This is a genomic window from Variovorax paradoxus, from assembly GCF_009498455.1.
Lineage (GTDB): Bacteria > Pseudomonadota > Gammaproteobacteria > Burkholderiales > Burkholderiaceae_C > Variovorax > Variovorax paradoxus_H.
Genome location: NZ_CP045644.1, coordinates 5,509,259 through 5,521,094, shown reverse-complemented (window position 1 = coordinate 5,521,094; position 11,836 = coordinate 5,509,259). Strand labels below are relative to the sequence as shown.

Annotated in this window: 14 protein-coding genes; 1 reads left to right on the top strand and 13 read right to left on the bottom strand. The window is 68.5% G+C overall.

Annotated features, from left to right (window positions below):
* Positions 1–3: 3 nt before the first annotated feature.
* From GFK26_RS25455 to lexA, 7 genes are all read right to left on the bottom strand, one after another.
* On the bottom strand, positions 4–723 hold the full coding sequence (locus tag GFK26_RS25455; RefSeq protein ID WP_153284419.1) for a Crp/Fnr family transcriptional regulator: 720 nt from the start codon (positions 721–723) through the stop codon (positions 4–6).
* Between the two features lie 60 nt (positions 724–783).
* Positions 784–1,563 carry an oxepin-CoA hydrolase, alternative type gene (locus GFK26_RS25450; RefSeq protein ID WP_153284418.1) on the bottom strand — a complete coding sequence of 260 codons (780 nt, stop codon included), beginning with the start codon at positions 1,561–1,563 and terminating at the stop codon, positions 784–786.
* A 26-nt stretch (positions 1,564–1,589) separates the two neighbouring features.
* Positions 1,590–3,110 carry a 3-hydroxyacyl-CoA dehydrogenase gene (locus GFK26_RS25445; protein ID WP_153284417.1) on the bottom strand — a complete coding sequence of 507 codons (1,521 nt, stop codon included), beginning with the start codon at positions 3,108–3,110 and terminating at the stop codon, positions 1,590–1,592.
* Positions 3,111–3,243: 133 nt separating this feature from the next.
* A complete protein-coding gene (locus tag GFK26_RS25440; protein WP_153284416.1) occupies positions 3,244–4,404 on the bottom strand; it encodes an MFS transporter in 1,161 nt (386 codons plus the stop codon).
* 4 nt (positions 4,405–4,408) lie between these two features.
* The gene (locus GFK26_RS25435; protein WP_101493041.1) at positions 4,409–5,416 is read right to left on the bottom strand and encodes a D-2-hydroxyacid dehydrogenase family protein; all 1,008 of its coding nucleotides are present in this window, start codon (positions 5,414–5,416) and stop codon (positions 4,409–4,411) included.
* Positions 5,417–5,583: 167 nt separating this feature from the next.
* Positions 5,584–5,967: a hypothetical protein gene (locus GFK26_RS25430; protein WP_153284415.1), complete on the bottom strand. Its 384-nt coding sequence runs from the start codon at positions 5,965–5,967 to the stop codon at positions 5,584–5,586.
* A 144-nt stretch (positions 5,968–6,111) separates the two neighbouring features.
* Positions 6,112–6,795: a transcriptional repressor LexA gene (lexA, locus tag GFK26_RS25425; RefSeq protein WP_153284414.1), complete on the bottom strand. Its 684-nt coding sequence runs from the start codon at positions 6,793–6,795 to the stop codon at positions 6,112–6,114.
* A gap of 73 nt (positions 6,796–6,868) precedes the next feature.
* Here lexA and GFK26_RS25420 point away from each other — a divergent pair, with 73 nt between their 5' ends.
* On the top strand, positions 6,869–7,855 hold the full coding sequence (locus tag GFK26_RS25420; RefSeq protein WP_153284413.1) for an asparaginase: 987 nt from the start codon (positions 6,869–6,871) through the stop codon (positions 7,853–7,855).
* Between the two features lie 31 nt (positions 7,856–7,886).
* Here GFK26_RS25420 and adk read toward each other — a convergent pair whose 3' ends face one another.
* From adk to GFK26_RS25390, 6 genes are all read right to left on the bottom strand, one after another.
* On the bottom strand, positions 7,887–8,543 hold the full coding sequence (gene adk, locus GFK26_RS25415; RefSeq protein WP_153284412.1) for an adenylate kinase: 657 nt from the start codon (positions 8,541–8,543) through the stop codon (positions 7,887–7,889).
* A gap of 135 nt (positions 8,544–8,678) precedes the next feature.
* Entirely contained in the window at positions 8,679–9,452 is a 774-nt protein-coding gene (gene kdsB, locus GFK26_RS25410; RefSeq protein ID WP_153284411.1) for a 3-deoxy-manno-octulosonate cytidylyltransferase, read from the bottom strand.
* The gene (locus GFK26_RS25405; RefSeq protein ID WP_013541700.1) at positions 9,449–9,631 is read right to left on the bottom strand and encodes a Trm112 family protein; all 183 of its coding nucleotides are present in this window, start codon (positions 9,629–9,631) and stop codon (positions 9,449–9,451) included. Before GFK26_RS25405 ends, kdsB begins: the two co-directional genes overlap by 4 nt.
* Positions 9,612–10,607 carry a tetraacyldisaccharide 4'-kinase gene (lpxK, locus tag GFK26_RS25400; RefSeq protein ID WP_153284410.1) on the bottom strand — a complete coding sequence of 332 codons (996 nt, stop codon included), beginning with the start codon at positions 10,605–10,607 and terminating at the stop codon, positions 9,612–9,614. Before lpxK ends, GFK26_RS25405 begins: the two co-directional genes overlap by 20 nt.
* Positions 10,608–11,033: an ExbD/TolR family protein gene (locus GFK26_RS25395; RefSeq protein WP_153284409.1), complete on the bottom strand. Its 426-nt coding sequence runs from the start codon at positions 11,031–11,033 to the stop codon at positions 10,608–10,610.
* A gap of 14 nt (positions 11,034–11,047) precedes the next feature.
* Positions 11,048–11,680, bottom strand: a complete 633-nt coding sequence (locus tag GFK26_RS25390; protein WP_070060550.1) for a MotA/TolQ/ExbB proton channel family protein — start codon at positions 11,678–11,680, stop codon at positions 11,048–11,050.
* Between the last annotated feature and the right edge of the window lie 156 nt (positions 11,681–11,836).

The following is an 11,836-nucleotide window of genomic DNA, read 5'->3' as shown; positions in this document are numbered from 1 at the left end:
CTTTTAGTTGTCTGCTGCGGAGATTTGCATCAGCGCCGAGCGGTCCAGCACGACCAGTCCGGCCGGCTCGATCCGGATGGTGCCCTCGCGCTCCATCGTCTTGAGTTCCTGGTTGACCCGCTGGCGCGAGGCGCCGAGCAGCTGCGCGAGTTCTTCCTGCGCCAGTTGCAGGCCGATGCGCGTCTGGCTGCCGTCGTCCAGGCTGGGCACGCCGTAGCTGCGCACCAGATGAATGAGCTGCTTGGCCAGGCGTGCGCGCAAGGGCAGGGTGTTGAGGTCTTCCACCAGCCCGAACAGTGTGCGGATGCGGCGTGCCTGCAGCCGCATCAGCGCTTCGTACAGCTCGACGTGCGTGGCCAGGATTTTCTGGAAGTCGGCCCGCGCCACGCACAGCACGGTGGTGTCGCCGTGCGAGTACGTGTCGTGCGTGCGCCGTTCCCCGTCGAACATCGCCACGTCGCCGAACCAGATGCCCGGCTCGACGTAGGTCAGCGTCACCTGCTTGCCCGACACGGCGGTCGAGCTCACGCGCAACGCCCCCTTGGCACAGGCGATCCAGTGCTCGGGCGGGTCGCCGCGCGCGGCGAGCAGGTCGCCGTCCTTGTAGCGTTTGACAAAGGCGCATCGGAGGATGTCGTGCCGTAGTGATGGAGATAGGGAAGAAAACCAGCGACCACTGTTGATCGCTTCACGTTCTTCGATGGTAAGAATGGGGTCGTCCATGGTCTGTCCTCTCGGCGACTGAAAAGCTGGGGGGTGTCACGGGAGCGACGCCGTCAGGCGTTACTCGTAGCGTGGCGGTGTCTTGTCGAGGAACGCGGCAATGCCGATGCCCGCGTTCGCGTGGTGCAGGTTGCGCACGAAATGATCGCGCTCCTGCGATAGCTGCGATGCCAGTGTGGCGCCGCGCGCCTCGCTCAGCAGCTCCTTGATGCTGGCCAGCGAATTCGGGGCGCGCGTGTTCAGGCGGGTGGCCAGGGCCATCGCGCCAGCCAGCGCCTGCCCGCTGTCGGTGAGTTCGTTGACGAGGCCGAAGGCATGCAGGCGCGCGGCCTCGATGCGCTCGCCGTTCATCAGCCATTCGCTCGCCAACTGGCGCGGCAGCGCCTGCCCCAGGTGCCAGCTGAGGCCGCCGTCGGGCGAGAGCGCCACGTTGCTGTACGAGGCCGCGAACACGGCGTCGCGCGCGGCCACGACGAAGTCGCAGGCCAGCGCGAGCGAAAAACCGGCGCCGGCCGCCGCACCCTCGACGGCCGCGATGACCGGCTTGGGGAAGGTGCGGATCGAGTCGATCCAGTTGTGCAGGCCCTCGATGCTCTCGGCCTGCACCGAGCGGTCGAGCTGGCGGTTGGCCAGCAGCCGCTGCAACGAGCCGCCGGCGCAGAACCAGGCGCCTTCGCCCACGATGACGACGCTGCGGATCTCGTCGCTGCTCTCGGCGCCGTTCAGCGCCTCGATGCCGGCGGCATAGATCTCGGGGCCCAGCGCATTGCGCTGGGTCGGGTTGACGATGGTCAGCACCATGGTGCTGCCTTCGCTGGTGCTCTTGAGTTCGGCGGTCATGGCGTGTGTGCCTGTTCGGTTGTTATTTATTCTTCTTCGTGCAGCAGGCTCAGGCCCAGCGCGCCGCGGCGGCGCAGCCACGGGCTCGGGCGATAGCGCGGATCGCCGTACACCGTCTGCAGGTTGAACAGCACTTCGAGCATGTTGGTCGGCCCGTAGAGGTTGCCCATGGCGAGCGGGCCGCGCGGGTAGCCGAGGCCCAGCTGCACGGCGGTCTCGAGGTCGGCCGGCGTGCACACGCGTTGCTGGCACATGTCGGCGGCGATGTTGACGATGGCGCCGACCACGCGCTGCGTGACGAAGCCGCCGCTGTCGCGGATCACGCTCACGGCTTTGCCGTCGCGTGCGAAAAGGGCGTGCGCGGCGTCACGCACGTCGCGGCGCGTGGCCGGGTTGGTGGCGAGCACGCGGCGCTTGGTGGCGGCGTCGTCGATCAGCATGTCGATGCCGACGGTGCGCGTGGCGTCCAGCCGCTCGACCGCCGCGACCGTCGTCACGTCGAAGCCCAGCGGCGCGACCAGGATGATCGACTGCGGTGCGGGGGCGCTGCCGGTGTCGATCTGCGCACCCAGCGTGTTCACCAGGCGCAACAGCTCGGCGCGGCGCGCAGCGCGCGGCGACACCCAGACCGCGGGCGTGCCCTCGACCACGGGCGCCGGTGCTTCGGGCGTCTGCTGCATCACGCCGTTGTCGTAGCGGTAGAAGCCTTCGCCGGTCTTGCGGCCCAGCGCGCCGGCGGCCAGGCGCTGCGCGGTGATCACGCTCGGGCGGAAGCGCGGCTCTTCGAAGTACTGGTGGTAGATCGACTCCATCACCGGGTGCGACACGTCGAGCGCCGTCAGGTCGAGCAGCTCGAACGGGCCAAGGCGAAAGCCCGCCTGGTCCTTCAGGATGCGGTCGATGGTCACGAAGTCGGTCACGCCTTCGCCCACGATGCGCAGCGCCTCGGTGCCGTAGCCGCGGCCCGCGTGGTTGACGATGAAGCCGGGCGTGTCCTGCGCCTGCACGGCGCTGTGGCCCATCTGCGTGGCATAGCCGGCCAGCTGCTGACAGACCTCGGGCGAGGTCTTGAAGCCCGCCACCACCTCGACCACCTTCATCAGCGGCACCGGGTTGAAGAAGTGAAAGCCCGCAAAGCGCGCGGGGTGCTGCAGGCCGGCCGCGATGGCCGTGACCGACAGCGACGAGGTGTTGGTGGCCAGCGTCGCGGTGGGCGCGACCACGTCCTCGAGTTCGCGGAACAGCGTGCGCTTGACCTCGAGGTTCTCGACCACGGCCTCGACCACGAGGTCGCAGCCCGCAAGCGTCTGCATGCCGTCGACCGCCTTGACGCGCGCCACGTAGGCGTCGCGCGTGGGGGCGTCGATCTTGCCCTTCTCGTGCAGCTTGTTCCATTGGGCGGCGAGGGCTTCGCGGCCACGCTCGGCGGCGCCTGCGAAGCTGTCGAGCAGCAGCACTTCGCTGCCGGCCTGGGCGGCGATCTGCGCTATGCCGCGCCCCATGGCGCCGGCGCCGATCACGCCGATTCGGGGGTAGTTCACTGTCATGGGATCAAGGTTCTCATGGGTTGGTGGGAGTCCGGGACGGCCGCGCCGGCGCGAATGCGCGACGCGGACGGAAGCTCCGATTTTGCAATCTCGCGGGAGGCCCGCGCCCCGGGTGTTACGCGGGGCATCGGAATCAGGCCGGGCGGCGGCTGCGGTCGATGGCGATGCTCAGGCCCATGGCCAGCAGCATCAGAGTGAAACCGACCCGGCTCATCCAATCGGTGGCGTCGTTCGCCAGCAGCCAGCCGCCGAGCGCCGCGCCCAGGGCCTGGCCGATGTAGATGCCCGAGCTGTTGAGCGCCACCGAGCCCGGCGCCAGGGCGGGCGCCAGCCCCACCAGCCGCGCCTGCTGCGAGGAGTTGGTGGCAAAGCAGCCCAGGCCCCAGGGCACGAGCACCACCGCGAGCCACGCCAGCGTGCTGGCCAGCGGCCACAGCAGCAGGCTCAGCGCGATCAGCCCGGTCGTCAGCAGCACCATGCGCCCGGCGCCGACGCGGTCGATGTAGCGGCTCACGACCATGTTGCCCAGCAGGCCGAAGGCGCCGAACAGCGCCCACATCAGGCTCAGCGTGTTGGCGTCGGCGCCGAAGCCCTGCTTGAGCAGCGGACCGAAATAGCTGAACAGCACGAACTGGCCGATGCCCTGCAGCGCCGTGACCGACACGATGCCCATCAGCACCGGGCTGCGCAGCACGCGCGACCAGGCCGCGGCCGTGAGCGCGGCGGGCCGGATGCCGTTGGGCAATGTGAGCCACACCGAGGCGGCGCTCACGACGCTGAGCGCCGCGATGGCCATGAAGGCCATGCGCCAGCCCAGGTGGCCGCCGATCAGTGCGCCGATCGGCAGGCCCAGCACCGAGGCGACCGACCAGCCGAGAAAGACGAAGGTCACGGCGCGCCCGCGCTGCTCGGGCGGCACCAGCATGCCGGCGCAGGCCGCGGCCTGGGGCGTGAAGATGGCGGGCGCGATCACCGTGAGCATGCGCACTGGCAGCAGCGCGCCGAAGCTGGGCATGAGCGCGGCCACCACGTGCCACGCGGCGTACCAGAGCAGGGTGAGGGCCAGCAGCTTGCGGCGATCCCAGCCGGCGACCGCGGCGGCCAGCAGCGGGGCGCCCAGGCACATCACGAAGGCGGCTGCAGAGATCAGCTGGCCCGCCGTGGCGACCTTGATCGCCAGTGAGACGCTGATTTCATTGAGGGTGCCGGGCACGACCATCACGCCCGTGCCGATCACGAAATTGCCGGCCAGCAGCGCCCAGAGCGCGCCTCGCTGCGGCGCGGGCCGGCTCATGCGTTCACCGCCGGACCTGCAGCGCGCCGGGGTTCACGATGTTCGTGGGGTTGCCCTTGATGAAGCTCACGACGTTGTCGAACGCCTGGCCGAAGTAGCTTTCGTAGCTTTCCTGCTCGACGTAGCCGATGTGCGGTGTGCAGATGCAGTTCTCGAGGCGCAGCAGGGCATGGCCCTGCAGCGGCGGTTCGCTCTCGAACACATCGATGGCCGCCAGCCCGGGGCGTCCGCGGTTGAGTGCGGCCAGCAGGGCATCGGCCTCCACCAGCTCGGCGCGCGACGTGTTGACGAACAGCGCCGTCGGCTTCATGCGGGAGAGGTCTTCGAGCTTGATGAGGCCCTGCGTGTCTTCGTTGAGCCGCAGATGCACCGACAGCACGTCGGCCGCGGCAAAGAACTCGTGGCGGTTCTGTGCCACCTGGAAGCCGTCGGAACGCGCCTTGGCGCAGCTGGCTTCGCGGCCCCAGATCACGACCTGCATGCCGAAGGCCTGCCCGTAGCGCGCCACCAGCTGGCCGATGCGCCCGTAGCCCCAGATGCACAGCGTCTTGCCCTTGAGCACCGAGCCCATGCCGAAATTCGGCGGCATCGACGCCGACTTGAGGCCCGACTGCTGCCAGGCCCCGTGCTTGAGGTTGCTGATGTACTGCGGCAGGCGGCGCATGGCCGCCATGATCAGCGCCCAGGTGAGCTCGGCAGGCGCCTGCGGCGAGCCCGAGCCCTCGGCCACCGCCACACCGCGTTCGGTGCAGGCCGTGACGTCGATGTGGCCGCCGACGCGGCCGGTCTGGGAAATCAGCTTGAGCTTGGGCAGCTTCTCGATCAGTTGGCGGGATATCTGGCTGCGCTCACGGATGAGCACGATGACGTCCGCATCCTTGAGGCGAACCGACAGTTGGCCAATGCCCTTGACCGTGTTGGTGTAGACCTTGGCGGCGTACGCGTCCAGCTTGGCAGCGCACTGCAGCTTGCGCACGGCGTCCTGGTAGTCGTCGAGGATCACAATGTTCATGGCATGCCATTGTGCCTCGCAGCATTGGCAGGTCGCACGTGTGAACGTTTGGATACCCGGTGCCACGTGGCGCCCGGGAGGCCTGTTTCAGGCCGTTGTCGGTGAATCCGCCGTGCTCATGGGGAGTGCGCAGGTCGCGCAGGCACGGCGGGGTCGTTCGCACTTTCTCAGTGCAGGTGGCTGGGGCGGTGCGTGCCGCTGCCGGTTTCTGCGGCTTCCAGTGCGGCGAGTCGTTCGAGTTCGGCGCACACGTCGGCCATGCGGCCGGAAATCACGACCCGGTTGGCGCAGCCGCGCTGCGAGCCTTGCCGGTCGACCACGCGGACGACGCGCAGCGGGCGGGCGGGTGTGGCTGCAGTGGATGGCGACGTGGTCGGAGCAGGGCTGCCCGCGGTGCGTGCCGTGCAGGCCGGGCGGATGGCCACGTAGCGCAAGCCAGCGGCAGCGTCGCTGCTGTCACCACGCGACGGACGGCGGGCGGGCATCCAGCGGGTGGCCAGCGATTGCAGGGGTGACCAAAGGTCGGCGATGGCGAGGAGGGCGATTCCCATGTGAACTCCAAAAAAGTATGAGGTTGAACACAGGCAGGATTTCTTGAATCGGCCGCAACAGGGTGATGGCGACTTCGCGCCATACGCCCGCCACCTGTCGCGGCCGGATGAGGTGCTGCTGCGTGTGGGCAGCAAGCCCGGGGACTACATCAGCATGGTGTTGCGGATGAGGCCGACCGCGAGGCCTTCGATTTCGAAGGGCTCGCCGGGTTGGACGAAGATGGTCGGGTAGTCGGGGTTCTCGGCGTGCAGCTCGATCACCTGCTTGTTGCGCTTGAGGCGCTTCACGGTGACTTCTTCGCCGAGACGGGCCACCACGATCTGGCCGTTGCGCGCTTCCTTGGTGGCCTGCACGGCGAGCAGGTCGCCGTCCATGATGCCGGCGTCGCGCATCGACATGCCGCGCACCTTGAGCAGGTAGTCGGGCTGGCGCTGGAACAGTGTGTTCTCGACGTAATAGGTCTGGTCGACATGCTCTTGCGCAAGGATGGGCGAACCCGCCGCCACGCGGCCGATGAGCGGCAGCGCGAGCTGGGCCATGCCGGGCAGCGAGAGCGAGAACTGGTTGCCTTCGCGGTGGCGCGTTTCGTGGAGCGAGCGCAGCGCATCGCCCTTGAGCCGGATGCCGCGCGAGGTGCCGCTGACGAGTTCGATGACACCCTTGCGGGCCAGGGCCTGCAGGTGCTCTTCGGCGGCATTGGCCGACTTGAAGCCCAGCTCATTGGCGATTTCGGCGCGCGTCGGCGGCGCACCGGTGCGTGCGATGGCGGCCTGGATCAGGTCCAGGATCTGCTGCTGGCGGGCGGTAAGCTTCACTGCGAACTGCATAGTGGTTTCCTTGCGGCACTGGCTAGATATCCAGTACCTGTATTTTTAACCAGTTTTCAAAAGTTGACAAGCCATGACTCATTCCTCTTTGTCCGAGACGCGCCGCGTGGTGGTGCTGGGCACCGGCGGCACCATTGCCGGCAAGGCCGCCAACAGCGGCGACAACATCGGCTATACAGCGGGGCAGGTGGGTGTGGCGGACCTGCTGGGCGGCATCGAGGCGCCGGCCGACGTGACGCTGGTCGCGGAGCAGGTGGCGCAGCTTGACAGCAAGGACATGGACGCCGACACCTGGCGCCAACTGGCCGCGCGCTGCGCACACTGGCTGGCGCAGCCTGACGTGGCGGGCATCGTGGTCACGCACGGCACCGACACGCTGGAGGAAACCGCCTTCTTCCTGCACGCCGTGCTGGCGCCGGCCAAGCCGGTGGTGCTGACCTGCGCGATGCGTCCGGCGACAGCCTTGTCGCCCGATGGTCCGCAGAACGTGCGTGACGCGCTCGTGGTGGCTTCGACGCGGGGCGCCCAGGGCGTGACAGCGGTGTGCGCGGGCACGATCCACAGCGGTGTCGATGTGCAGAAGGTGCACACCTATCGCCTCGATGCCTTCGCGTCGGGCGATGCGGGGCCGGTCGGCTATGTGGAAGAGGGCGAGGTGCGGCGTGTTCGCGCGTGGCCGCAGGGAGCGGCGCTCGATGCTTCAAGGTTGGAGGCGGTGTCGAAACCGTGGCCTCGTGTCGAGATCGTCGTGAGCCACGCGGGCGCAAGCGGTGCGATCGTCGAGGCGCTCCTGCTTCCTTCGGTTGAACCCTTGCGCGGGCTGGTCGTGGCAGCAACCGGCAACGGCACGGTGCACCACGCCCTGGAAGCCGCGGCGCTGAGGGCGCAGGCCGCCGGCGCCGCGGTGCTGCGCGCCACGCGCTGCGCGAACGGACGCATCCTGCCGAAACCCGGTGACGGGCTGCGGGATGCAGGCGCACTCACGCCGGTGAAGGCGCGGGTCGCGCTGGTGCTGGAACTCTTGGGAGTGGCCGCCCTGCCAGAGTCGGAAGGCGGCTAGGAGAGCGGCTGACGGGGCAGCCGCTGCTGGATCAGCTGTTCAATGCGGCCAGGGCGCGCTGCGTGATCTCGTCGACCGTGCCCACGCCCTGGATGGCGCGGTACTTCGGCGCGGCGGCCGGATCGGCCTTGGCCCAGGTCGAGTAGTACTCGACCAGCGGACGGGTCTGCTGGCTATACACGTCGAGCCGCTTGCGCACGGTCTCTTCCTTGTCGTCTTCGCGCTGGATCAGCTCTTCACCGGTCACGTCGTCCTTGCCTTCCACCTTCGGTGGATTGAACTTGACGTGGTAGGTGCGGCCCGATGCCGGGTGCGAGCGGCGACCGCTCATGCGCTCGATGATGTCGCCGAAGGGCACATCGATCTCGAGCACGTAGTCGAGCTTCACGCCAGCCGCCTTCATGGCGTCGGCCTGCGGAATGGTGCGCGGGAAGCCGTCGAACAGGAAACCGCCGTTGCAGTCGGGCTGCGCGATGCGTTCCTTCACGAGGTTGATGATCAGGTCGTCGCTGACCAGCGCGCCCGAGTCCATGATCGCCTTGGCCTGCAGCCCGAGGGGGGTGCCGGCCTTGACGGCGGCGCGCAACATGTCGCCGGTCGAGATTTGGGGAATGCCGTATTTCTGGCAGATGAAGGTCGCTTGCGTGCCTTTGCCTGCTCCGGGCGCGCCCAGCAAAATAAGTCTCATGGTGTCCTCGGAAGGTTCTTAGATTTTGTGTCGCACCCCATGCGCACCCTCAGGCGCGCCGAGGCGGAATTGCGTCGAGGATAGCATGCGTGCCCGTGACAAATTGCCGCCGTTCCCCTCGGGGCGGCGGGCAGTTCACGCAGGCAAGCCGGCCGCGAAGACCGCGCGCACGCGCGCCAGGTCTTCGGGCGTGTCGATCCCGGGGCCCGGTGCCACGTCGCTGACATGCACCGCGATGCGGTGTCCGTGCCACAGCGCGCGCAGCTGCTCGAGCGCTTCGGCGGCTTCGACAGGCGCAGGCGACAGCAACGGAAATTGCCGCACGAAGCCCGCGCGATAGCCGTAGATGCCGATGTGGCGCAGCGGTGCGGGGCTGGGCAGCGCCGAGGGTGCCGCGCCGCCTGAAGAGCCGTCGCGCCACCAGGGGATCGGGGCGCGGCTGAAGTAAAGCGCATGGCCTTGTGCGTCGAGCACGGCCTTCACGACGTTCGGGTTCATGAAGTCGGCCAGCGAATCGATCGCATGGACGGCGGTGCTCATCGCGGCATGCGGTCGCGCGGCCAGCGTGGCGGCAACGGCGTCGATCAGCGCGGGGTCGATCAGCGGTTCGTCGCCCTGCACGTTGACGACGATCGCGTCGCCGTCCAGCCCGAGCTGTTCGCAGGCTTCGGCCAGCCGGTCGGTGCCGCTGGCGTGGTCCTGGCGGGTCAGTAGGGCTTCGACGCCGTGCGCCTTGCAGGCGTCGATGATGGAGGCGTCGTCGCCGGCCACCACCACGCGAAGGGCGCCGGACTGGCGGGCGCGTTGCGCCACGCGCACGACCATCGGCAGGCCGGCGATATCGGCCAGCGGTTTGTTGGGAAGTCGCGTCGAAGCCAGCCGGGCCGGCACCAGAACGGTGAAGCTCACAGGCCCAGCTCTTCGTCGGACAGCGTGCGGGCCTCGTTCTCGAGCAGCACCGGGATGCCGTCGCGGACCGGGTAGGCCAGGCGCGCGCTGCGCGAGCAGAGTTCCTGCTTCTCGGCGTTCCAGGTCAGCGGGCCCTTGGTGACGGGGCAGACGAGCAGTTCAAGCAGCTTGGTATCCATCGAGCGATGATAGCTTTGCGTCGAGGGCGGCGAAGAACGCCGGCGAGGGTTCGAAGTGCAGCGGCACGGCGAGCGCGTCGGGCGCCTGGTGCCAGAGCTTGACGGCGTCTTTTTCGGTGCAGATGAGCGGCAGGGCGGGGCCGGCCGGGCGTTGCCAGCCGCTGAAGTCGTGGTGGTCGGGCAGCGCGAAGGTGTCCGCGAGCGTCAAGCCGCGTGCGCGCAGCATCGTGAAGAAGGCTTCCGGCCGCGCGATGGCGGCGAGCGCGATCACGGGCTGGCCGGCCAGCGTGTCCAGCGGAATGCGACGGCCGTCCTTCGCGAGGGCGTACGGCGCCAGTTCGCGGGTGGCGGTGTAGCCGCCGGCGAAAGCAGGTCGTTCGCCGCTGTGCAGCAGCAGGTCGCAGGGGCGGGGCCATGGCTCGCGCAAGGGGCCGGCGGGCAGGAGCCAGCCGTTGCCGACGCCGCGGTCGTCGAACACGCAGATTTCGATGTCGCGGGCCAGCGCCAGATGCTGCAGGCCGTCGTCGCTGACGATGATCTGGGTGTCCGGATGTCGGGCGAGCAGGGCGCGCGCAGCCTCGATGCGCTGCCGGGCCACGAAGACCGGCGCGCCAGTGGCATGGTGGATCAGCGCGGGTTCATCGCCGACGTCCTGCGGATCGCTGTCGGCCTGGACTTCGCGGCAGTCATCGGTGCGGCGGCCATAGCCGCGCGACACCACGCCTACGCGCAGCCCGCGCGCCTGGAGATGGCGCACGACCGCCATCACGACCGGTGTCTTGCCGGCCCCGCCCGCAATCACATTGCCGACCACGATCACGGGAACCGGCACGCGCCCGGTCTTTTGCCAACCCCATCGGTAGAAGGCGCGCCGCAGCGCGAAAAGGGCGCCGTAGACCTGCGACAGTGGCCACAGCACGCAGGCCAGCGCACCGCGGCGCAGCCAGGCATCCTGCAGCCGCACGCCGGTCGACACTCAGTGACCGGCCTGGGCCGTCGACTGGGCGGCGAAGGTGATCTGCATCAGGCCGGCGCGGCGCGCGGCCTCCATCACCGTCACCACGGCCTGGTGCGGGCTGGCCGCGTCGGCGCTGATGATCACGACGCTGTCCTTCCCACCGGTGGCGGCGGCGGCGAGCGCGGCGGCGACGGTGTCGACGCTGCGGTCTGCAAGCGGCGATTTGTTGATCACGTAGCGGCCGTCGGCCGACACCGCCACGATCACCTCTTTCGGGTAATCGCGCTGGGCGTCGACGTCCGCCGTCGGCAGTCGCAGCTGCATCTCGGTGAACTTGCTGTAGGTGGTCGACAGCATCAGGAAGATCAGCACAACCAGCAGCACGTCGATGAACGGGATCAGGTTGATCTCCGGCTCGTCGCGCGCGCCATGGCGAAACTGCATGCGGCCCCGCGAGCTCATTTGCGCAGGGCGTTCAGGTGGCGGGCAAAGCGCTCGCCCGAGAGTTCGAGGTTCAGCAGGTACTCGTCGACGCGGCTGCGAAAGTAGCGCCAGAAAATCAGCGTCGGAATGGCCACGATCAGGCCGAAGGCCGTGTTGTACAGCGCGATCGAGATGCCGTGCGCCAGCTGCGCCGGGTTGCCCGAGCCGACGGCACCGCTGCCGGGTGACTGCGAGCCGAAAATTTCGATCATGCCGATCACCGTGCCCAGCAGGCCGAGCAGCGGCGCGGCCGAGGCGATGGTGGCCAGCGCCGGCAGGTAGCGCTCCAGCTTGTGCGCCACGGTGCGGCCCGAGGCCTCCATGGCGGCGCGCAGGTCTTCTTCGGTGCAGCGCGGGTTGGCGTTCAGCGCGCGCAGGCCGGCGGCCAGCACCTGGCCGAGCATCGAGTTGCTTTCGAGTTTGGTCACGACATCGGGGCCGGGAACCGCGCCGCGCGACACGGTGATGGTCTCGTCCAGCAGCTTCGGCGGCAGGACCTTGACGGTCTTGAGGCTGGTGAAACGTTCAATGACCAGCGCGAGTGCGATGACCGAACAGGCGAGCAATGGCCAGATTGGCCAGCCCGCGGCAACAATGATGGAAAACAAGAAAATCCTCCGGCCCGTAGACTGCAAATGCGCGGCGATTATCCACCGAGCCACCATCGGCTCGCGGCTTGTTTGTGTGTCGGCAAGGACGCACAGATTCTGTGGATAACTTTGTGATTAACCCGTGGCGCAATGGCTCCGAACCCGCATGGGACG